Annotated in this window: 20 protein-coding genes; 13 read left to right on the top strand and 7 right to left on the bottom strand. The window is 55.1% G+C overall.

Annotated elements, in window-relative coordinates:
- Positions 1-58 precede the first annotated feature (58 nt).
- Positions 59-865, top strand: a complete 807-nt coding sequence (gene tcdA / locus L466_RS16480) for a tRNA cyclic N6-threonylcarbamoyladenosine(37) synthase TcdA (protein WP_032678882.1) — start codon at positions 59-61, stop codon at positions 863-865.
- Here the strand turns inward: tcdA and csdE are convergent.
- Both csdE and csdA read right to left on the bottom strand, forming a co-directional pair.
- The gene (gene csdE, locus L466_RS16475) at positions 856-1,302 is read right to left on the bottom strand and encodes a cysteine desulfurase sulfur acceptor subunit CsdE (protein ID WP_032680377.1); all 447 of its coding nucleotides are present in this window, start codon (positions 1,300-1,302) and stop codon (positions 856-858) included. The genes tcdA and csdE overlap by 10 nt on opposite strands.
- Positions 1,302-2,507, bottom strand: coding sequence for a cysteine desulfurase CsdA (gene csdA / locus L466_RS16470; protein WP_020883790.1), 1,206 nt, complete (start codon positions 2,505-2,507; stop codon positions 1,302-1,304). Before csdA ends, csdE begins: the two co-directional genes overlap by 1 nt.
- A gap of 202 nt (positions 2,508-2,709) precedes the next feature.
- Here csdA and L466_RS16465 point away from each other — a divergent pair, with 202 nt between their 5' ends.
- The 4 genes from L466_RS16465 to rlmM all read left to right on the top strand — a co-directional run bounded on the left by L466_RS16465 (position 2,710) and on the right by rlmM (position 5,732).
- The gene (locus L466_RS16465) at positions 2,710-2,937 is read left to right on the top strand and encodes a YgdI/YgdR family lipoprotein (RefSeq protein ID WP_003862759.1); all 228 of its coding nucleotides are present in this window, start codon (positions 2,710-2,712) and stop codon (positions 2,935-2,937) included.
- Between the two features lie 349 nt (positions 2,938-3,286).
- A complete protein-coding gene (gcvA, locus tag L466_RS16460; protein WP_014171433.1) occupies positions 3,287-4,204 on the top strand; it encodes a glycine cleavage system transcriptional regulator GcvA in 918 nt (305 codons plus the stop codon).
- Between the two features lie 39 nt (positions 4,205-4,243).
- Positions 4,244-4,639, top strand: a complete 396-nt coding sequence (locus L466_RS16455) for a DUF423 domain-containing protein (protein WP_008499646.1) — start codon at positions 4,244-4,246, stop codon at positions 4,637-4,639.
- The gene (rlmM, locus tag L466_RS16450) at positions 4,632-5,732 is read left to right on the top strand and encodes a 23S rRNA (cytidine(2498)-2'-O)-methyltransferase RlmM (RefSeq protein ID WP_025203351.1); all 1,101 of its coding nucleotides are present in this window, start codon (positions 4,632-4,634) and stop codon (positions 5,730-5,732) included. Before L466_RS16455 ends, rlmM begins: the two co-directional genes overlap by 8 nt.
- A 57-nt stretch (positions 5,733-5,789) precedes the next feature.
- On the opposite strand, the gene xni is transcribed toward rlmM, so the two are convergent.
- The 5 genes from xni to queF form a co-directional block, all read right to left on the bottom strand.
- The gene (gene xni, locus L466_RS16445) at positions 5,790-6,545 is read right to left on the bottom strand and encodes a flap endonuclease Xni (protein ID WP_014171431.1); all 756 of its coding nucleotides are present in this window, start codon (positions 6,543-6,545) and stop codon (positions 5,790-5,792) included.
- A gap of 112 nt (positions 6,546-6,657) precedes the next feature.
- A complete protein-coding gene (locus L466_RS16440) occupies positions 6,658-8,025 on the bottom strand; it encodes an L-serine ammonia-lyase (RefSeq protein ID WP_032680378.1) in 1,368 nt (455 codons plus the stop codon).
- 65 nt (positions 8,026-8,090) lie between these two features.
- On the bottom strand, positions 8,091-9,386 hold the full coding sequence (locus tag L466_RS16435; protein WP_020883794.1) for an HAAAP family serine/threonine permease: 1,296 nt from the start codon (positions 9,384-9,386) through the stop codon (positions 8,091-8,093).
- 514 nt (positions 9,387-9,900) lie between these two features.
- Positions 9,901-11,265, bottom strand: coding sequence for a nucleotide 5'-monophosphate nucleosidase PpnN (ppnN, locus tag L466_RS16430; RefSeq protein ID WP_032680379.1), 1,365 nt, complete (start codon positions 11,263-11,265; stop codon positions 9,901-9,903).
- 116 nt (positions 11,266-11,381) lie between these two features.
- Positions 11,382-12,224, bottom strand: coding sequence for an NADPH-dependent 7-cyano-7-deazaguanine reductase QueF (gene queF, locus L466_RS16425; protein ID WP_032680380.1), 843 nt, complete (start codon positions 12,222-12,224; stop codon positions 11,382-11,384).
- A gap of 69 nt (positions 12,225-12,293) precedes the next feature.
- Here queF and syd point away from each other — a divergent pair, with 69 nt between their 5' ends.
- From syd to L466_RS16385, 8 genes are all read left to right on the top strand, one after another.
- Entirely contained in the window at positions 12,294-12,839 is a 546-nt protein-coding gene (syd, locus tag L466_RS16420; protein WP_032680381.1) for a SecY-interacting protein, read from the top strand.
- Positions 12,840-13,469: 630 nt separating this feature from the next.
- A complete protein-coding gene (locus L466_RS16415) occupies positions 13,470-13,799 on the top strand; it encodes a YqcC family protein (protein ID WP_032678877.1) in 330 nt (109 codons plus the stop codon).
- The gene (gene truC / locus L466_RS16410; protein WP_032680382.1) at positions 13,796-14,581 is read left to right on the top strand and encodes a tRNA pseudouridine(65) synthase TruC; all 786 of its coding nucleotides are present in this window, start codon (positions 13,796-13,798) and stop codon (positions 14,579-14,581) included. Before L466_RS16415 ends, truC begins: the two co-directional genes overlap by 4 nt.
- Positions 14,582-14,596: 15 nt before the next feature.
- The gene (locus L466_RS16405; RefSeq protein ID WP_014171421.1) at positions 14,597-15,046 is read left to right on the top strand and encodes a flavodoxin; all 450 of its coding nucleotides are present in this window, start codon (positions 14,597-14,599) and stop codon (positions 15,044-15,046) included.
- Between the two features lie 371 nt (positions 15,047-15,417).
- Positions 15,418-16,773 carry an MFS transporter gene (locus L466_RS16400; protein WP_032680383.1) on the top strand — a complete coding sequence of 452 codons (1,356 nt, stop codon included), beginning with the start codon at positions 15,418-15,420 and terminating at the stop codon, positions 16,771-16,773.
- Positions 16,773-18,113: an enolase C-terminal domain-like protein gene (locus tag L466_RS16395; protein WP_032680384.1), complete on the top strand. Its 1,341-nt coding sequence runs from the start codon at positions 16,773-16,775 to the stop codon at positions 18,111-18,113. Before L466_RS16400 ends, L466_RS16395 begins: the two co-directional genes overlap by 1 nt.
- 15 nt (positions 18,114-18,128) lie before the next feature.
- Positions 18,129-19,466, top strand: a complete 1,338-nt coding sequence (gene gudD, locus L466_RS16390) for a glucarate dehydratase (RefSeq protein WP_032680385.1) — start codon at positions 18,129-18,131, stop codon at positions 19,464-19,466.
- A gap of 77 nt (positions 19,467-19,543) precedes the next feature.
- The gene (locus L466_RS16385) at positions 19,544-20,689 is read left to right on the top strand and encodes a glycerate kinase (protein WP_020883802.1); all 1,146 of its coding nucleotides are present in this window, start codon (positions 19,544-19,546) and stop codon (positions 20,687-20,689) included.
- The last annotated feature ends 8 nt before the right edge of the window (positions 20,690-20,697 follow it).

Genomic DNA, 20,697 nt, shown 5'->3' on the forward strand with positions numbered 1-20,697 from the left:
TACTGAATTAACAGAGAAGGGTGAGGAATAACCTCACCCTTTTGACATCTGAGGTTTTATGTCTGTAGTAATCAGCGATGCCTGGCGTCAGCGTTTTGGCGGCACGGCACGTCTATATGGTGAAAAAGCCCTGCAGCTGTTTGCGGATGCGCATGTCTGCGTCGTGGGAATTGGCGGAGTTGGCTCCTGGGCGGCGGAAGCGCTGGCGAGAACCGGCATTGGCGCGATCACGCTGATTGATATGGATGACGTTTGCGTCACCAACACCAACCGTCAAATCCATGCCCTGCGCGATAACGTCGGGCTGGCGAAATCTGAGGTGATGGCGGAGCGTATTCGCCTGATTAACCCGGAATGCCGCGTGACGGTGATCGATGACTTTGTGACGGCAGATAACGTCGCCGAATACATGAGTAAAGGCTACAGCTATGTCATCGACGCGATCGACAGCGTGCGTCCAAAAGCGGCGTTGATTGCCTACTGTCGGCGTTACAAGGTTCCTCTGGTTACCACCGGGGGGGCTGGCGGGCAAATCGATCCCACGCAGATTCAGGTGGCCGATTTGGCAAAGACGATTCAGGACCCGCTGGCGGCCAAGCTGCGCGAGCGCTTAAAAAGCGATTTTAACGTCGTGAAAAACAGCAAAGGCAAGCTGGGCATTGACTGTGTCTTTTCGACGGAAGCCCTGGTCTACCCGCAGGCTGACGGTTCGGTGTGTGCGATGAAAAGCACGGCGGAAGGGCCAAAAAGGATGGATTGTGCCTCAGGCTTTGGCGCGGCCACCATGGTGACCGCCTCTTTCGGCTTTGTAGCCGTCTCTCACGCCCTGAAGAAAATGATGGCGAAGGCGGAACGTCAGGCCTGAGCCTGACGCGCGGCATCCTGTACCGCCTCACTGAGTGCGACCAGGCCCTGACCGCGTGAGGCGCTGAGCTGCGCCCGTAGCCCCAGCTCATCGAACAATGCCAGCGGCGAGTGCGTCAGCAGCTCCGCCGCGCTTTTCCCTTCCACGGCGGTTAACAGTACCGCCAGCAGTCCGCGAACGATACGCCCTTCGCTGTCGCCAAAGAAATGCAGTTTTTCACCGGATACCGTGCATCCCAGCCAGACACGGTTCTCGCAGCCGGAAATCTCTTTCGCCTGCGCTTTGCGTTCGTCTGACAGCGCCGGCAACTGCTTGCTGAGCAGGATCAGCTGGCGATATTTATCTTCCCATTGCAACAGCGGGGCGAAAGTCTGTTTTAAGGTCTCTTCTGTGATAACCGTGCCAAACGGATGCTCGGCTAACGCTGAACTCGTCATTAATCCACCAGTATTTCAAGGGCGCGGTCAACGGCATCAACCAGCGCATCCACATCGCTTTGCGTATTATACGGCGCAAACGACGCACGCAGCGTACCGCTAACACCCAATGCGGCCAGTAATGGTTGCGCGCAGTGCTGGCCGGCACGCAGGGCAATGCCATACCCGGCAAGCAGCGTAACCATATCGCTATGATGAACGCCGGCAAAATCAAAGGCCAGCAGGCTTGAGTCCTGCACGCGGAACGATCGAAAACCCGGACGTTTCTGCAGCGCTTCTTCTGCAAGCGTCGCCAGACCCCGGCTCCAGCGTTCTGCCTGAGCGATATCCGTTTCAGCCAGCCATTCAAGCGCGGCACTCAGGCCGATGACGCCTGCGACGTTCGGCGTTCCGGCTTCCAGACGGTAAGGGACATCCTGAGTTTTAAAGCCCTCAAAGGTCACCTCGGTGATCATTTTGCCTCCCCCAAGCCACGGCGTCATTTGCGCCAGCAGAGCCGGTTTTCCGTACAGCACTCCGATCCCGGTTGGGCCGTACAGCTTATGTCCTGAGAAGGCATAAAAATCAATATCCAGCTTTTGTACATCAGCGGGGAAATGCACCACGCCCTGGGCACCGTCGACCATCACCACCATGTCGTTGGCGTGGGCCACGTCGATGGCCAGAGCCAGATCCGGGCAACCCCCTGTGACGTTCGACATTTGTCCGAGAGCCAGAATGCGGCTGCGGGGGGTAATGAACTCAGATAAGCGCGCTACGTCTGGCAGAAGATCTGCACCCAGCGGCAGTTTCACAATGCGCGCGCCCGTTTGCTCAGCCACCATCAGCCACGGAACCAGGTTGGCGTGGTGTTCTGCCTCGCTGACAATAATTTCATCGCCGGGCTTTAGCCGCGGGCGCGCATAGCACTGGGCCACCATGTTAATGGCTTCAGTTGTGCCTCGCGTCCAGACGATGTTTTTCCCGCTTTCGGCGTTGATCAGGCGTGCGACCTGATCGCGCGCGGCTTCATAGCGCGCGGTTAATCGCTGTGCTTCGGCAAACTGGCTACGGTGCACGTTCCCGGCGCTCAGGCTGTAGAACTGCTGCGTCGCCTCAATGACTGCCTGAGGCTTAAGGGCGGTGGCAGCGCTATCAAGGTAAATACCGGCATCGGCCAGCGCCGGGAACTGTGCGCGAAACTGCGCGGGACTGAAAGCGTTCATGGAATTCCTCATCTCAATAGTGAGATCGTCGCGCAATTTCATCGGCAGGGCAAGGAGGTTGATATCTATCAGATTTGTCTGCTAATCCTTACTTATCCTGGCGACTCTGAAAAAGCAGGTTATGCTAAATAAGGTTAGGTGAATGTTTAAGCCTGTTATAAATCGATGTTTGAATAGCATTAATTGCTAAAGGAGAATAAGCATGAAAAAGACAGCCGCCATTATCTCTGCCTGTGCGTTGACCTTTGCCCTGAGCGCCTGTTCCGGTAACAACTACGTAATGCATACTAACGATGGCCGTTCTATCGTCTCTGAAGGGAAACCGACAACCGATAACGACACCGGTATGATTTCGTATAAAGATGCGAACGGGAATAAGCAGCAGATTAATCGCACTGACGTGAAGGAAATGAAAGAAATCGAGCATTAATCGATCGCAGGCGAAAAAAAAGCACCGCAAATTGGCGGTGCTACATTAATCACTATGGACAGACAGGGTAAATGTACAGGAAGTGAAAAATTGGTAGCGTTGCTACCGTGGTCTGAATCGCAGACCAATTGCAAACACAACAACACAACATCACAACCGTAAGCCAAAAGCCCTTCAGAACACGCATTCCGAAAAAAGCTCTTCGTTCCGGCTCAGGAAGTGCCGCCACTATAGGTATTTGCTGGTAGTTCCTCAACGGACAAATTATAATGGCTCAGATAAAAAAAACTAATAGGTTAAACATTGTTTCCTGTTTGTTAAATCTCGTTAACATCTAAGCCAGATAACCATGTCGAAGCGATTGCCACCCCTAAATGCATTACGTGTTTTTGATGCAGCAGCACGTCACCTGAGTTTCACGCGCGCAGCCGATGAGCTTTTTGTGACACAGGCCGCAGTAAGTCACCAAATCAAGTCTCTGGAGGATTTCCTGGGCCTTAAGCTGTTCCGTCGGCGCAACCGTTCATTACTGTTGACCGAAGAGGGGCAGAGCTATTTTCAGGATATTAAAGAGATTTTTTCCCAGCTCACGGAAGCCACGCGCAAGCTGCAGGCCCGCAGTGCAAAAGGCGCGCTGACGGTAAGTTTATTACCCAGTTTTGCCATTCAGTGGCTGGTGCCAAGACTCACAAGCTTTAACTCAGCTTATCCGGGAATCGACGTTCGAATCCAGGCGGTGGACCGTCAGGAAGACAAGCTGGCCGATGATGTGGACGTCGCCATTTTTTATGGCCGCGGTAACTGGCCAGGCTTGCGTGTGGAAAAATTATACGCAGAATATCTGCTGCCGGTCTGTTCACCGCTGCTCTTAACGGGCGAAAAGGCTCTGAAGACCCCCGCTGACCTGGCGCGACATACGCTTTTACATGATGCTTCTCGCCGTGACTGGCAAACTTATACCCGTCAATTAGGTCTTAATCATATAAACGTGCAGCAGGGCCCCATTTTTAGCCACAGCGCAATGGTGTTACAGGCTGCCATTCACGGGCAAGGCGTGGCGTTGGCGAATAACGTCATGGCGCAGTCCGAAATTGAGGCAGGCCGTCTGGTTTGTCCATTTAATGATGTGCTGGTCAGCAAGAACGCGTTTTATCTGGTTTGTCATGACAGTCAGGCAGAACTGGGTAAAATAGCCGCTTTCCGACAGTGGATTCTGGCGAAAGCGGCGAGTGAGCAAGAAAAATTCCGCTTCAGGTATGAACAGTAACTTTTGTGTGCCGGGCACGCATCACTTTAGGATTTAAACATGACCAGCCGATTCATGCTGATTTTTGCCGCGGTGAGTGGCTTTATTTTTGTTGCACTGGGCGCCTTTGGCGCACATGTATTAAGCAAGTCGTTGGGGGCGGTAGAAATGGGCTGGATCCAGACCGGCCTTGAATACCAGGCATTCCACACGCTGGCGATTTTTGGGCTGGCGGTGGCAATGCAGCGCCGCATCAGCATCTGGTTTTACTGGAGCAGCGTATTCCTGGCGTTAGGCACCGTGTTGTTCAGCGGTAGTCTGTACTGCCTGGCGCTTTCGCATTTACGCCTGTGGGCGTTTGTTACACCTGTCGGCGGCGTCAGCTTCCTGGCAGGTTGGGTATTAATGTTTATCGGAGCCATCCGTCTGAAACGCAAGGGCGTTGTTCATGAATAAGGTTGTTTTATATTGTCGCCCGGGGTTTGAGAAAGAGTGCGCCGCGGAAATTACTGATAAAGCGGCGAAGCGCGAAGTCTTTGGCTTTGCACGCGTTAAAGATAATGCCGGCTACGTCGTATTCGAGTGCTATCAGCCTGAGGATGCGGATAAACTCGCGCGTGAGCTGCCGTTCAGCTCACTGATCTTCGCTCGCCAGATGTTTGTCGCAGGTGAACTGTTAAAAGATCTTCCGCCGGAAGACCGCATCACGCCGGTTGTGGGTATGCTGCAGGGCGTCGTGGAAAAGGGTGGCGAGCTGCGTGTTGAAGTCGCGGACACCAACGAAAGCAAAGAGCTGATGAAGTTCTGCCGTAAGTTCACCGTACCGCTGCGCGCTGCACTGCGTGACGCAGGCGTGCTGACAAACTACGAAACGCCAAAACGTCCGGTGGTGCATATATTCTTTATCGCCCCCGGCTGCTGTTACACGGGTTACTCCTACACCAATAACAACTCTCCCTTCTTCATGGGCATTCCGCGTCTGAAATTCCCTTCAGATGCGCCAAGCCGTTCTACCCTGAAGCTGGAAGAGGCGTTCCACGTGTTTATCCCGGCGGATGAGTGGGATGAGCGTCTGGCGAACGGCATGTACGCGGTCGATCTCGGCGCGTGTCCGGGCGGCTGGACCTATCAACTGGTGAAACGCAACATGTGGGTCTCTTCGGTTGATAACGGCCCGATGGCCCAGAGCCTGATGGATACCGGACAGGTCACCTGGCTGCGTGAAGATGGTTTCCGCTATCGTCCCACCCGCAACAACATCTCCTGGATGGTGTGCGATATGGTTGAGAAGCCAGCAAAAGTGGCCGCGCTGATGGCCTCCTGGCTGGTGAACGGCTGGTGCCGTGAGACTATCTTTAACCTCAAGCTGCCGATGAAAAAGCGCTATGAGGAAGTCTCGCAAAACCTGGCCTATATCCAGGCGCAAATGGATGAGCACGGCATTAACGTGGAGATTCAGGCGCGCCAGCTGTATCACGACCGCGAAGAAGTGACGGTGCACATTCGTCGCTGGTGGGCTGCTGTCGGCGGACGTCGCGACGAGCGATAATACGCGTTACATTGCCCGGTGGCGTTTTGCTTGCCGGGCGATTCATCTGAAAACGATTTAACGTTCTAAGCGCAACTGCTGCAAGTTCCCGTCCAGCTGTAAATCCGTCTGTAACGTCGCCACATCCCGGCAGATAAAGGCCATCTCTTTATGCGCCTCCAGCTTTTTGCGCCATTTTTCGGGGACCTCGTCCAGCCTGGCGTAAATCCCTTCCAGACTCTGAAAATCTGTCAGCAGTTGGGCGGCACTTTTCGGCCCGATGCCTGCCACTCCCGGAACCTTCGAGCTGCTTATTCCGGCCAGCCCCCAGTAGTCAGGAAGTTGTTCCGGCGAGACGCCAAACTCACTGGCGATAAAGGGGGCATCAAGCCAGCGCTTCTGGAAGTAATCGCGAATGCGGACGGTGGGCGAAAGCAGCTGGCAGTAGCCTTTATCGGTTGAGACGATGGTGGCCTGATGTCCGGCGCTCGCGACCTTGACGGCTAACGTGGCAGCCAGATCATCGGCTTCATTGCCATGGGCTCCCCAGCAGGGAACGCCGCGCTGTTCAAAGGCGGCGCGAATGGCCGGCATTTCGGCATGCAAATCGTCAGGCATTGGTGCGCGCCCGGCCTTGTAGTCGGGAAGGCGCTGGTGTCGCCAGCCGCTGTTACGCGCTTCGTCATCAAAAACGGCAACCACATGGGTCGGTTCGCTATGGCGGATAAGTTGCTCCAGCGCGTGCAGACACGTGTCCTTACAGGGCGTACCTTGCACCGCATGGATCCGGCGAATGAGGTTGAGCGCATCGACGATAAGCAAATGAACAGCCACAGATAATCTCCCTTCTGTTTAATGGGGGAAGGGTAACATTGTCAGCGGTGGGAAACTATGTGCGGTGGGGAAAACAGGAAGAAGCCTCGCAAAACGAGGCTTCCTGAAAGGCTTAATCGCAGGTCACGATCTTCATCGCCAGGCCGCCGCGAGATGTTTCGCGGTATTTGGCGTTCATATCTTTACCTGTTTCGTACATGGTTTCGATAACTTTATCGAGGCAAACGCGCGGTTCACTGGTACGACGCAGCGCCATACGTGCGGCGTTGACCGCCTTCACGGAGGCGATGGCGTTACGCTCGATGCAAGGCACCTGTACCTGTCCGGCAACCGGGTCGCAGGTCAAGCCCAGGTTATGTTCCATGCCGATTTCAGCCGCAATACAGACCTGTGTCGGGCTTGCGCCCAGCAGTTCTGCCAGACCCGCCGCAGCCATGGAGCAGGCGACGCCAACTTCACCCTGACAGCCTACTTCTGCACCGGAAATGGAGGCGTTCATCTTGTACAGTGAACCAATCGCACTGGCGACCAGCAGGTAGCGTGCCAGCGAGTTGGCGTTCACTTCGCGGATAAACTTGTCGTAGTACGCCAGTACTGCCGGAACGATACCGCAGGCGCCGTTAGTCGGTGCTGTCACCACGCGGCCACCCGCAGCGTTCTCTTCGTTTACCGCCAGCGCGAACATATTGATCCAGTCAACGACCGCCATAGGGTCCGTGGTCGTTTTGTCGGTGCTCACGAGCATACGACGCAGCGCTGCCGCACGGCGTGGTACGCGAAGCTTACCGGGCAGAACGCCTTCGGTAGTGATCCCACGTTCGATACCGCCGCGCATGACTTCCCAGACGTTGGTGAAGTGCTGTTCCAGTTCCGCTTTGCTGTGCAGGGCCAGCTCGTTTTTCATCATCAGGCCGGAAAGGGAGAGACCCGTTTCCTGGCAGTGACGCTGAAGATCCGCCGCGGTTTTGTACGGATAAGGCACGTCAACGGAGGATGTGCTGGTTTCACCAAAGTGGTCTTCGTCGACGATAAACCCGCCGCCGATAGAGTAGTAAGTCTGGCTGTATACCGCTTTGTCACCTGCCAGCGCGGTAATACGCATTCCGTTTTCGTGCAGTGACAGGTTGTCAGCATGGAAATTCATGCAATGATCAACCGGGAATTCCACTTCATGTTCGCCATTTGCCAGCAGCAGGCGACCGTGGGTATTGACGTCCTGGATGAAACCAGGGATCGCATCAATATCAACGGTATCCGGCAGGTTTCCTGCCAGGCCCATGATAATGGCGATATCAGTATGGTGGCCCTTACCTGTCAGGGAGAGAGAGCCGTACACATCGACAACCACGCGGGTTACGTCGTGCAAAATGCCGCGCGCAATCAAGTCATCCGTGAACTGCTTACCGGCTTTCATTGGTCCGACGGTGTGAGAGCTGGAAGGACCAATACCGATTTTGAAAATATCGAATACGCTAATCATGATGCGTCCATTGCTTTCAGTCAGAGGGGGAGGAGTGCGCCGTCCTGAGACGGCGCGGGTGATAATCAGAACATGGTGTACAGGGAGTAGAAGATTGCGGAGATAGCGATAAGCCCCATGATAACCACGAAGATATTGCTAATCTGACCGCTGTACTTGCGCATTGCAGGTACTTTCTGAATCGCGTACATCGGCATCAGGAACAGAATCATCGCGATAACCGGGCCGCCCAGGGTTTCAATCATGCCCAGGATGCTTGGGTTCAGCGTGGCAACTGCCCAGGTGGTGACCAGCATGAACAGCGCGGTCATCTTGTTCAGTTTGTTGACTTCAATGCTCTTGCCTTTACCGCGCAGAGATTTAATCACCATACCGTTGAAGCCTTCACGTGCGCCCAGGTAGTGGCCGAGGAAGGATTTGGTAATGGCGATGATCGCGATGATAGGTGCCATCCACGCGATGACCGGTGCGTTAAAGTGGTTCGCCAGGTAAGACAGAATGGTGATGTTCTGCTCTTTCGCTGCTGCCAGATCCGCCGGGGAGAGGCTCAGTACGCAGCTGAAGACGAAGAACATAACGGTCAGCACCATCATGATGTGTGCACGCGCCAGGATGCTGGAGCACTTCTTCTCTGCACCGTCGCCGTACTCTTCACGCTTCGCCACTGCGAAGGAGGAGATGATCGGTGAGTGGTTAAAGGAGAATACCATCACCGGGATCGCCAGCCACAGGGTCATCAGCAGGCCGTTACCGGTCGCAGATGCGCTGCTCAGGGAGAGCGTTTCCAGCGCGGCACCGTGCCACTGTGGAATCAGATACAGCGCCAGTACCATCAGTGCAGCCACAAACGGGAACACCAGGATGCTCATCGCTTTCACGATCATCTGCTCACCGAAACGGACAATGGTCATCATGCCCACAATCAGGATCAGAGACAGAATGGCACGCGGTGGTGGCGTCATGTGCAGCTGGTGCAGCATGAAGCTTTCAACGGTGTTAGTGATTGCAACGCTGTAAACCAGCAAAATAGGGTAAATCGCGAAGAAGTAGAGCAGGGTAATCAGTTTACCTGCGCCCACGCCGAAATGTTCTTCAACGACTTCAGTAATGTCTTCGCCAGGATTTTTACCGGACAGCACGAAGCGGGTCAGGCCGCGGTGCGCAAAGTAGGTCATCGGGAAGGCAATGATAGCCATGATGATCAGCGGAATCAGACCGCCGACGCCTGCGTTAATAGGAAGGAACAATACACCAGCGCCGATAGCTGTGCCGTAAAGGCCAAGCATCCACATGGTATCTGATTTGCGCCAACCACTTCGGGATTCAATCGAAGCAACGGTGCTGGTTTGAGTGGTTTCCATCTGTATCTCCTGGAGGAAGCAAATTGTCAGGTTTGTAGTCAAATCCGATGAAAAAATGCCTGACGGTAATATGAAATTCGTTCAGTGACGGTTTTTTAATAATTTTCGCCCGTAACTATTGGCGGGCGGAAAGATACATTCTCGTTATGAATCTATCAGTGATCCCGATCCCAATTGCAATAATCCACTTTTGATGTGGGCATCTTTAGACCATTTATCTATTAAAAAAACATCGAATAGGATTTACGGGCGCGAAGGCTACCATCAACAACATGTGAGCTAAAAGAGCACCCGCGAAGATAGGTGTCTTACGCTGTAAAGAAATGGGTTTTTAGGATTTTCTGGCAGGTAATTTAGTTTAAGGCTGATAATTTACGGTTGTAAAAACGAGGTAATCGTTTGCGTGGTGTCAGAGTTTGTAAAAGGTATAAGCAATATCTATGAGTTGTTTCGGTAATAAAAAAGCCGGGCCCCACAGCATCGTGGCCCGGCTTTTATCAGGAGAGTGAAAATGTTACGTGCAGATTTCGTAGCAAGGAATGTACGCTGACCCGGGTAGCTTCATGCGGTGCTGGGCAACAAAGCCCTGCAGCATGTCATCCATGCGGCGCATCATTTCGCGATCGCCATGGATCTTATACGGACCATACTTCTCGATAGCACGGATACCCATCTCTTTCACGTTACCCGCCACGATGCCGGAGAAGGCGCGTCGCAGGTCGGCAGCCAGGACTTCTACCGGCTGGTCCGGGTACAGTTTCAGGTTGGCCATGTTTTCGTGCGAGGGTTCGAACGGGATCTGCAGGTCCGGCGCGATGCGGATTGACCAGTTAAAGCTGTAGGCATCTCCGGTGTCGCGACGGTTCTCTTTAACCAGCGGCATCGCTTTTTTCATCTGACGCGCCACTTCTGCCGCATCGTCAATGATGATGCGATAGTGACGACGCGCGGTTTCCCCCAGCGTATGCACGATAAACTCGTCCAGTACGCGGAAGTAGTCAGCGCTCTCTTTCGGCCCGGTCAGGATCAACGGCAGAACCTGATCTTTGTTAGCCGGGTTCATCAGAATACCCAGCAGGTAGAGCAGCTCTTCTGCGGTTCCCACGCCGCCCGGGAAGATGATTATCCCGTGGGCGATACGGACGAACGCCTCAAGGCGCTTCTCGATATCCGGCATAATAATCAGTTCGTTAACCAGCGGGTTAGGTGGCTCAGCGGCGATGATCGACGGCTCGGTCATGCCGATAAAGCGCCCTTCTTTGTAACGCTGCTGAGCGTGTCCCACTGCCGCGCCTTTCATTGGCGCTTCCATCGCCCCGGGACCGCAGCCGGTACAGATATTCAGCTCACGCAGGCCGAGTTGGTTACCCACCCGACGGGCATAGAGATATTCGGTTTCGTTAATCGAGTGACCACCCCAGCAGACGACCATATTAGGGGCTTCGCCCACGTGCAGGGCGCGGGCGTTACGTAAAATGGAGAACACCAGATTGGTGATATGTACCGAGCTTTCCAGGTCAAGATGCTGGAAGCGGCCTGCGTTGTGGATCTGCCCGTTAACAAACAGGATGTCACGCAGCACGGCAAACAGGTTGGCCTGAAGGGAGCGAATGATGCGTCCGTCCACAAAGGCCTCTTCCGGCGGGTTGATCACTTCAAGTTTCACGCCACGCTCGCGGCGCAGCACGTTGATATCAAAGTTTTCGAAGCGGGACAGCAGCTCTTTACTGTTGTCGGTCAGGCTTCCGGAGTTCAGTACGGCAAGTGAACAGTTACGAAACAATTGATAAAGATCGCTGCTGGCCGTGCGTTTAAGCATGTCCACTTCCAGCTGCGACAACATATCCATTGAGCCAAGAGGGCTAATATGTGTAATCAAGTGAGCTCCTTACGGGACGATTATCGTCTTTCCCTGTTGATTACAATAGCCCTGGCTTACGACGTTTCACAACCTAAAGCGCGGAATAGACCGCGCATATTGCGAAAATATTTAGGTTACTGGCGTACAAGACGGCCGGTGGCAGGCACAAAGTCTGTGTTGGTGCGCCATGGATTGATATCCAGACCACCGCGGCGGGTGTAGCGCGCATAAACGCTTAACGTTTCGGGATGACAGAAACGCTGAATATCATTAAAGATGCGCTCCACGCACTGCTCGTGGAATTCGTTGTGATGGCGGAACGACACCAGGTAGCGCAGCAGTTTTTCCCGGTCAATCTTCGGACCGCGATACTGGATCTGCACGGAGCCCCAGTCCGGCTGATGGGTGATCAGGCAGTTGGATTTCAATAAATGACTTACCAGCGTCTCTTCAACGATCTTTCCGCTCGCCGCATTTTCGAGGTAATCGGTACTGAATTCGTAATTATCCACTGCGATATCCTGATCGTCGATGCAGGTGCCGTTGAAGTGGGCAACCGGCTGCCCTTCCAGCTCATTCAGACGATAGAGTGACACGCTCACCTTACCCTGTGCGCAGGCGCTTAAATCCCGCTCCAGGGTATGCTGAACCTCTTCCTGACTGTCGAATTTGGTCTGGTTAAAGCTGTTGAGATAGAGCTTAAAGCTTTTGGATTCCACCAGGTTTTGGCTGGCATAATCCAGTTCAACATGGCCCACAGCAACCTGCGGCAGACCGCGGGCGTTGAGCCAGGAAAGCTCGTAGAGCGTCCAGATATCACCGCCAACAAACGGCAGCGCGTCAGCGCGCAGGCCCAGAGGATCGCGATTCAAACTGCGCGGTACGCCCTGCAGCAGGCTTGCATCGTAGGTGTCGCGGTAATCGGTCGATTTACCCAGCGTTAAGCCCGTTAACGCCTGATGATTTTCGTAAGACATGTTTCATAGCCACTTTACAGGTACACTTATGGGCTGAGTTTATCCTGTCTTACAAGAAGAGAGAAATCGGTGGACATCGAAACTGCAAATGCCCTCACTGCCTTCACGACCCGCTATTGCGATGCATGGCATGAAACGCACGGCACATGGCCGCAAAGCACTGACTTATATGGTGTACCTTCGCCATGTATTATCTCTTCTCCGGATGATTACGTTATCTGGCAACCGCAACCCCCGACGGGTGAGCAAAATGTAAATGCGGTTGAACGTGCAATGGACATTGTGGTACAACCAGCGGTTCACGCGTTTTATACCACGCAATTTGCAGGGGATATGCCTGCGCGATTTGCTGGTATCACGCTGACGCTGTTGCAGACCTGGAGTGAAGACGATCTGCAGCGTGTTCAGGAAAACCTGATTGGTCATCTGGTCACGCAAAAACGCCTTAAGCTTTCTCCGACGCTCTTTATTGCCACGCTGGACAGTGAACTGGACGTTGTCTCAGTCTGCAACCTGTCTGGTGAAGTGGTTAAAGAGACCATCGGTACCCGCAATCGCGAGACTCTCTCCCCCTCACTTGCGGAATTCCTCACCCGACTTGAGCCACTTCTGTAATCCACGATGCCATCGCGCGTGTGAGAGATCTCTTACAGAGTTGTGAGAGATCGCTGGATCATTCAGTATTGCCTTAATTAATTAAGATTAACATTACTCTATTTTTCAATATGTTAATGAGCTATCGCCGCGTCCAGGGGGGCACGGGACGGCTTACAGCGCTGCCAGCATGGGTTGTAAGACGAAGCAGAATAGCGGATTCTAGTTGTGTCGACAGGACGCCGACACGAGAAACGAACATCAGGATGATGGCGTTTCTCACCAGGAACACGTCAGGATGACGCTGCAGGAAGGCTTCAGGATGAAGCAAAAGGATCGCGCAGGATGCGTAAGGGACACCTCCAGGAAGGGAGAATGAGAGCCGGTCAGGATGGTCGGTGGGTCAGGATGGCCAGGACGTTTCAGGATGAAACAAACACATCAGGACGATGTGAGCAGGATGCACAAGGTGAAGGATGACCAGGCCTTCGGGCTTCAGGAAAAGTTGTCACGGATGAGCAGGGAGCACGAATTGTAGCTGGATTGCTGCGGAACGAACCGGGAGCACTGTTTTTACAGTGCTCCCTTTTTTTATTTCTGTCTCCTGCAATGCTATGCTGCGCGCCGTTCACTTTTTCAGTTGAGGTTACTATGACGCAACACGATAGCGTTCGTGCCCGGTTGCACGCCATCGAGGCATTATTGCGCCAACATCAGCTGTGGCAGGAGACCGCGCCGCAGCCAGAAGCCTTCGCAAGCACTCAGCCGTTCTGTCTGGATACGCTGGCACCGTTCGAATGGCTCCAGTGGGTATTAATTCCGCGCATGCACGCGCTGCTCGACGGTGGCCACCCGCTGCCGCAGGCGTTCGCTGTTGCGCCTTATTATGAAATGGCGCTGGACGCGACCCACCCTGCGCGCGATGTCATGCTGATTGAGCTGGAAAAGCTGGATGCTGTGTTTGCCGGTGAAGATGCATGACGCTTGAGATCCTCTATCAGGATGAGTGGCTGGTCGCGGTAAACAAACCGTCTGGCTGGCTGGTGCACCGAAGCTGGCTGGACCGCGATGAAAAAGTGGTGGTGATGCAAACCGTGCGCGACCAGATTGGTCAGCACGTCTTTACGGCTCATCGTCTCGACAGGCCAACCTCCGGTGTATTGCTGATGGGGCTTTCCAGCGAAGCGGGCCGCCTGCTGTCGCAGCAGTTTGAACAGCACCAGATCCAGAAACGCTACCACGCGATCGTTCGTGGCTGGCTGACGGAGAGCGCCACGCTCGATTATCCGCTGGTGGAAGAGCTGGACAAGATTGCCGATAAATTTGCCCGCGATGACAAAGGCCCGCAGCCTGCCGTGACGGATTACCGCGGCATGGCGACCACGGAAATGCCGGTGGCAATCAGCAAGTTTCCGACCACCCGCTACAGTCTGGTTGAGCTGTTGCCCAAAACCGGGCGCAAACACCAGCTCCGCCGTCACCTGAAACACCTGCGTCATCCGATTATCGGTGACAGCAAGCACGGCGATTTGCGCCAGAACCGCAGTGCTGCCGAACATTTTGGCTGCGACCGCCTGATGCTACATGCCAGTGAACTGAGCCTGACGCACCCGTTTACCGGCGAACCGCTGACTCTCCATGCGGGGCTGGACAACGTCTGGATGCAGGCGCTGTCACAGTTTGGCTGGCTGGGGCAACTCCCCGAAAATGAAAGGGTTGAGTTTGTATCGGGCAACGTCCAGGATGAACAGCAAGCGCAATAATCAAGGAAATACATCATGGCTGAAGTGGGCATTTTTGTCGGCACAATGTACGGCAACTCGCTGCTGGTAGCAGAAGAGGCTGAGGCGATACTCGCAGGTCAGGGCCATAAAGCCACGGTCTATGAAGACCCGGAACTGGCAGACTGGGAAAAGTACAAAGATAAATACATTCTGGTGGTTACCTCCACTACCGGGCAGGGCGATCTGCCGGACAGCATCGTGCCGCTTTTCCAGGCAATCAAGGATCAGCTTGGCTATCAGCCGGATGTTCACTACGGCATCATTGCTCTGGGCGACAGTTCTTACGCCAATTTCTGCGGCGGTGGTAAGCAGTTCGATGCGCTTTTGCAGGAACAGAGCGCGCAACGCGTCGGTGAGATGTTGCTGATTGATGCAGGTGAACACCCTGAGCCAGAGAGTGAATCGAACCCGTGGGTTGAACACTGGGCAACGCTGCTTAAATAACCCTCTGGCCGGGCAGCCCTTCGCATACCCGGCCCCCGCGCCCACGTGGCGCGAGCGCAAACACAAAACGGTAACGTCGGTTACCGTTTTGCTTTTCTCCCGCCTTCCGGCGAATTCCGTGAACTACCTTCCACTGCTTTGGGCTTATGCCCCAAACAACTTCTCATTGACCCCTCAATGTTGTGTTCATGCACGGTGAGGGACAGAGGCACTTCTCCCTATACTTTTCCGGTCAGTCATCAAAAAGGCAGTGCGCACTATAAAACGGCATCAAGCCGTACCAAAACTGCCAAATACTAACCCTCATTCTGGTTACCCTACCGGTGCTGTACAGAATGAACTGGCGAGAGCCTGGATTCAGGAGTGCAACAATGAGTACATTAAGCCACGCGGCGAGCAGCGCTGAGAAGCGCACAAATGCGCGCTACTGGATAGTGGTGATGCTGTTTATCGTCACATCCTTTAACTATGGTGACCGTGCCACGCTGTCGATTGCCGGTTCTGAAATGGCAAAAGACATTGGTCTTGATCCGGTTGGCATGGGCTACGTTTTCTCCGCATTTTCATGGGCCTACGTTATCGGCCAAATTCCTGGCGGCTGGCTGCTTGATCGTTTTGGCTCCAAACGCGTCTATTTCTGGTCCATCTTCATCTGGTCGGCATTTACCCTGTTGCAGGGCTTCGTCGATGTGTTCAACGGATTTGGCATCATCGTTGCGCTCTTCATCCTGCGATTCCTGGTGGGCTTAGCCGAAGCACCTTCCTTCCCCGGTAACAGCCGTATTGTGGCGGCGTGGTTCCCGGCGCAGGAGAGGGGAACGGCGGTAGCAATTTTTAACTCTGCGCAATACTTTGCTACGGTGATCTTTGCACCGATTATGGGCTGGCTGACGCATGAAGTGGGCTGGTCACATGTCTTCTTCTTTATGGGTGGGCTTGGGATCATCATTAGCTTCGTCTGGCTGAAAGTGATCCACGAACCGAACCAGCATCCCGGCGTGAATAAAAAAGAGCTGGAATACATTGCTGAAGGCGGGGCGCTGATCAACATGGATCAGAAATCGGCAAAAGCAAAAGTGCCGTTCAGCCAGAAATGGGCGCAGATCAAACAGCTCGTCGGCTCGCGCATGATGATCGGCATCTATCTGGGCCAGTATTGCATTAACGCCTTAACTTACTTCTTCATCACCTGGTTCCCGGTTTACCTGGTGCAGGCGCGCGGGATGTCGATCCTGAAAGCGGGCTTTGTGGCGTCAGTCCCGGCTATCTGCGGTTTTGTAGGGGGTGTGCTGGGGGGCGTGATTTCCGACTGGCTGATGCGTCGTACAGGCTCTTTGAATATCGCGCGTAAAACGCCGATTGTGCTCGGCATGCTGCTCTCCATGACCATGGTGTTCTGTAACTACGTCAGCGCTGAGTGGATGATTATTGGCTTTATGGCGATGGCCTTCTTCGGTAAAGGGATCGGTGCCCTCGGCTGGGCGGTCATGGCGGATACCGCACCGAAAGAGATCAGCGGCCTGAGCGGTGGACTGTTCAACATGTTTGGCAACATCTCCGGGATTGTGACCCCCATTGCCATCGGCTACATCGTGGGAACTACCGGCTCCTTCAACGGCGCGCTGATTTACGTTGGCGTACACGCGCTGGTGGCGGTCCTGAGCTACCTGGTTCTGGTGGGTGATATCAAGCGCGTGGAACTTAAATCTGTAGTGGAGCGCGGCTGATGACGACTCAATCAAGCCCGGTGATTACCGACATGAAGGTCATACCGGTGGCCGGACAGGACAGTATGCTGCTCAACATCGGTGGCGCACATAACGCCTGGTTTACCCGTAATATCGTGGTGCTGACGGACTCCGCGGGCCACACCGGCGTTGGGGAAGCGCCGGGTGGCGAGGTTATCCACCAGACGCTGGTAGACGCCATTCCGCTGGTCGTCGGGAAGGAGGTCGCTCGCCTCAATAACGTGGTGCAGCGGGTGCATAAGGGCAATCAGTCGGCAGACTTTGACACGTTCGGTAAAGGCGCCTGGACGTTCGAACTGCGCGTCAACGCTGTCGCCGCGCTAGAGGCTGCGCTGCTTGATTTACTGGGTAAGGCGCTGAAGGTCCCGGTCTGCGAACTGCTGGGGCCAGGAAAACAGCGCGACGCGGTGACGGTGCTCGGTTATCTGTTTTACGTTGGCGATCGCAACAAAACCGACCTGCCTTATCTGGCGCATTCCCCTGGCGACCACGAGTGGTATCACCTGCGTCACCAGGAGGCGCTTTCCGGTGAGGCGGTGGTTCGGCTGGCGGAAGCCGCGCAGGATCGCTACGGATTTAAAGATTTCAAGCTGAAAGGCGGCGTATTGCCCGGCGAGCAGGAGATTGAAACTGCCCGCGCGCTCAAAAAACGCTTCCCGGATGCGCGCATCACGGTGGATCCGAACGGTGCATGGCTGCTGGATGAGGCCATTGCCTTATGCAAAGGGCTGGACGACGTGTTGACCTACGCGGAGGACCCGTGCGGGGCCGAGCAGGGCTTCTCCGGTCGTGAAGTGATGGCGGAATTCCGGCGTGCCACCGGTCTGCCGGTGGCCACCAATATGATCGCCACCAACTGGCGTGAAATGGGCCACGCGGTGATGCTGAACGCGGTCGATATTCCGCTGGCGGACCCGCATTTCTGGACACTCTCAGGTGCCGTTCGCGTCGCACAGCTCTGCGACGAATGGGGACTGACCTGGGGTTGTCACTCCAACAACCATTTCGACATTTCGCTGGCGATGTTTACGCACGTTGGCGCGGCGGCTCCGGGCAACCCGACCGCCATTGATACCCACTGGATTTGGCAGGAGGGAGAAGCCCGCCTGACAAAAGAACCGCTGGTAATCAAAAATGGCAAGATTGCCGTACCAGATGCACCGGGGCTGGGCGTTGAGCTTGACTGGGATCAGGTTCATCACGCGCATGAGGCGTATAAAAAACTGCCAGGCGGCGCGCGTAACGACGCGGGGCCGATGCAGTACCTGATCCCCGGCTGGACATTTGATCGTAAGCGCCCTGTTTTTGGACGTCACTGATAAAAGGATTGAACGATGAGTACTTTTACTACCCCTGTAGTCACTGCCATGCAGATCATTCCGGTCGCCGGCCATGACAGCATGTTGATGAACCTGAGCGGAGCGCATGCGCCGTTTTTCACCCGCAATATTGTCATTATCAACGATAACTCCGGGCATACCGGCGTGGGTGAAATCCCCGGTGGTGAGAAGATCCGCAAAACGCTGGAAGAGGCCGCTCCGCTGGTGGTGGGAAAAACGCTGGGCGAATATAAAAATATCCTCAATACCGTGCGAAGCACCTTCGCTGACCGTGATGCCGGTGGTCGTGGTCTGCAAACCTTCGACCTGCGAACCACCATTCACGTGGTCACCGGTATCGAAGCCGCGATGCTGGATCTGCTGGGCCAACACCTGGGCGTTAACGTTGCGTCGCTGCTGGGCGAAGGCCAGCAGCGCAGTGAAGTGGAAATGCTGGGCTATCTATTCTTCGTTGGCGACCGCACGCTGACGCCGCTGCCGTACCAGAACCAGGCGGATGAAAAATGTGACTGGTACCGACTCCGCCACGAAGACGCGATGACCCCGGATGCGGTGGTGCGCCTGGCGGAAGCCGCGTACGAAAAATATGGCTTCAACGATTTCAAACTGAAGGGCGGCGTGCTTGCGGGTGAACAGGAGGCGGAAGCCATTACCGCACTGGCAAAACGTTTCCCGCAGGCGCGCGTCACGCTCGACCCGAACGGTGCCTGGTCTCTGGATGAAGCTATCCGCATTGGTAAACAACTGAAAGGCGTGCTGGCGTACGCGGAAGATCCGTGCGGGGCTGAGCAGGGCTTCTCGGGCCGTGAAGTGATGGCGGAATTCCGTCGCGCCACCGGTTTACCCACCGCGACCAATATGATTGCCACAGACTGGCGTCAGATGGGGCACACCCTGTCGTTACAGTCTGTCGATATTCCGCTGGCAGACCCCCACTTCTGGACGATGCAGGGGTCGGTGCGTGTGGCACAGATGTGCCATGAATTTGGCCTGACCTGGGGCTCGCACTCCAATAACCACTTTGATGTCTCGCTGGCGATGTTCACCCACGTGGCCGCTGCCGCACCGGGCACGATCACCGCTATCGATACCCACTGGATCTGGCAGGAAGGTAATCAGCGTCTGACCAGAGAGCCGTTTGAGATCAAAGGAGGCATGGTGCAGGTGCCAACCACGCCGGGTCTGGGCATTGAGCTGGATATGGATCAGGTGATGAAAGCCCACGAGCTGTATCAAAAACATGGTCTGGGGGCACGCGACGATGCGATGACCATGCAATATTTGATACCTGACTGGAAATTCGACAATAAACGTCCGTGCATGGTACGATAAACGCATTGGGACCGCTCCCATGAGCGGTCGTTTACGTGGTGTATGCTTAACGTAATGACTATGCGTAAGGATGGCTTATGAAGATTGTTATCGCACCGGATTCGTATAAGGAAAGCCTGAGCGCCCTTGAGGTAGCCACCGCGATTGAGCAGGGTTTTCGCGAGATTTTCCCCGCGGCCGACTTTGTGAAATTGCCGGTCGCCGATGGTGGAGAAGGTACCGTAGAAGCTATGGTGGCGGCGACGCAGGGGCGCATTGTCCATGCCTCTGTCTCAGGCCCGCTGGGTGAGCCTGTGGACGGGTTCTATGGCATCTCCGGTGACGAACAGAGCGCGTTTATTGAAATGGCGGCGGCAAGCGGTCTGGAGCTCGTCGCGCCTTCGCAACGCAATCCCCTTCTTACCACCTCCTGGGGGACCGGCGAGCTTATCCGGCACGCGCTGGATGCGGGCGTTAAGCATATTATTATTGGTATTGGCGGCAGTGCCACCAATGACGGCGGTGCCGGCATGGTGCAGGCACTGGGGGTAAAGCTGCTGGATACCAACGAGCAGCCCCTTGGACAGGGGGGCGGCGAGCTGGCAAAACTGGCCCGTATCGACCTGAGCGGGCTGGATAAACGTCTGGCGGAGTGCCGGATTGAAGTCGCCTGTGACGTCACTAATCCGCTCACCGGCGACGAAGGGGCATCCGCGGTCTTTGGCCCGCAAAAAGGCGCCACGCCGGAGATGATTGTGACCCTGGATAATGCCCTGGCGCATTACGCGCAGGTCATTGCCCGGGATCTGGATATCGACGTCATCAACCTTGCCGGCGGCGGTGCGGCGGGTGGGATGGGGGCGGCACTCTACGCTTTCTGCGGTGCGCAGCTTCGTCAGGGGATTGAGATTGTCACCGATGCGCTGCATCTGGCAGAGCAGGTGGCTAACGCCGATCTGGTGATTACGGGAGAAGGGCGCATCGACAGTCAGACGATCCACGGCAAAGTGCCGGTGGGCGTCGCGAAGGTGGCTAAACGCTTTAATAAACCGGTCATCGGTATTGCGGGTAGCCTGACGGCGGATGTCGGGGTGGTACATAATCACGGCATCGACGCGGTATTCAGCGTGATTTATACCATCTGTTCGCTGGAGGACGCGCTGGAAAATGCCAGCGACAATGTGCGGATGGCCGCACGCAATATCGCTGCAGTGCTGAAAGTGGGGCAGGCGTTCAGGCTCTGAACGGCGGG

Source organism: Enterobacter sp. BIDMC 30 (genome assembly GCF_000534355.1).
In the GTDB taxonomy this organism is placed as follows: domain Bacteria; phylum Pseudomonadota; class Gammaproteobacteria; order Enterobacterales; family Enterobacteriaceae; genus Enterobacter; species Enterobacter ludwigii.

Coding starts and splice junctions, on each gene's coding strand:
- csdA (WP_020883790.1), bottom strand. CDS start 2,507: ATGAACGCTTTCAGTCCCGCGCAGTTTCGCGCACAGTTCCCGGCGCTG.
- tcdA (WP_032678882.1), top strand. CDS start 59: ATGTCTGTAGTAATCAGCGATGCCTGGCGTCAGCGTTTTGGCGGCACG.
- L466_RS16440 (WP_032680378.1), bottom strand. CDS start 8,025: ATGATTAGCGTATTCGATATTTTCAAAATCGGTATTGGTCCTTCCAGC.
- L466_RS16415 (WP_032678877.1), top strand. CDS start 13,470: ATGACGCAACACGATAGCGTTCGTGCCCGGTTGCACGCCATCGAGGCA.
- queF (WP_032680380.1), bottom strand. CDS start 12,224: ATGTCTTACGAAAATCATCAGGCGTTAACGGGCTTAACGCTGGGTAAA.
- truC (WP_032680382.1), top strand. CDS start 13,796: ATGACGCTTGAGATCCTCTATCAGGATGAGTGGCTGGTCGCGGTAAAC.
- gcvA (WP_014171433.1), top strand. CDS start 3,287: ATGTCGAAGCGATTGCCACCCCTAAATGCATTACGTGTTTTTGATGCA.
- L466_RS16455 (WP_008499646.1), top strand. CDS start 4,244: ATGACCAGCCGATTCATGCTGATTTTTGCCGCGGTGAGTGGCTTTATT.
- L466_RS16395 (WP_032680384.1), top strand. CDS start 16,773: ATGACGACTCAATCAAGCCCGGTGATTACCGACATGAAGGTCATACCG.
- L466_RS16435 (WP_020883794.1), bottom strand. CDS start 9,386: ATGGAAACCACTCAAACCAGCACCGTTGCTTCGATTGAATCCCGAAGT.
- csdE (WP_032680377.1), bottom strand. CDS start 1,302: ATGACGAGTTCAGCGTTAGCCGAGCATCCGTTTGGCACGGTTATCACA.
- gudD (WP_032680385.1), top strand. CDS start 18,129: ATGAGTACTTTTACTACCCCTGTAGTCACTGCCATGCAGATCATTCCG.
- L466_RS16405 (WP_014171421.1), top strand. CDS start 14,597: ATGGCTGAAGTGGGCATTTTTGTCGGCACAATGTACGGCAACTCGCTG.
- rlmM (WP_025203351.1), top strand. CDS start 4,632: ATGAATAAGGTTGTTTTATATTGTCGCCCGGGGTTTGAGAAAGAGTGC.
- L466_RS16465 (WP_003862759.1), top strand. CDS start 2,710: ATGAAAAAGACAGCCGCCATTATCTCTGCCTGTGCGTTGACCTTTGCC.
- L466_RS16400 (WP_032680383.1), top strand. CDS start 15,418: ATGAGTACATTAAGCCACGCGGCGAGCAGCGCTGAGAAGCGCACAAAT.
- L466_RS16385 (WP_020883802.1), top strand. CDS start 19,544: ATGAAGATTGTTATCGCACCGGATTCGTATAAGGAAAGCCTGAGCGCC.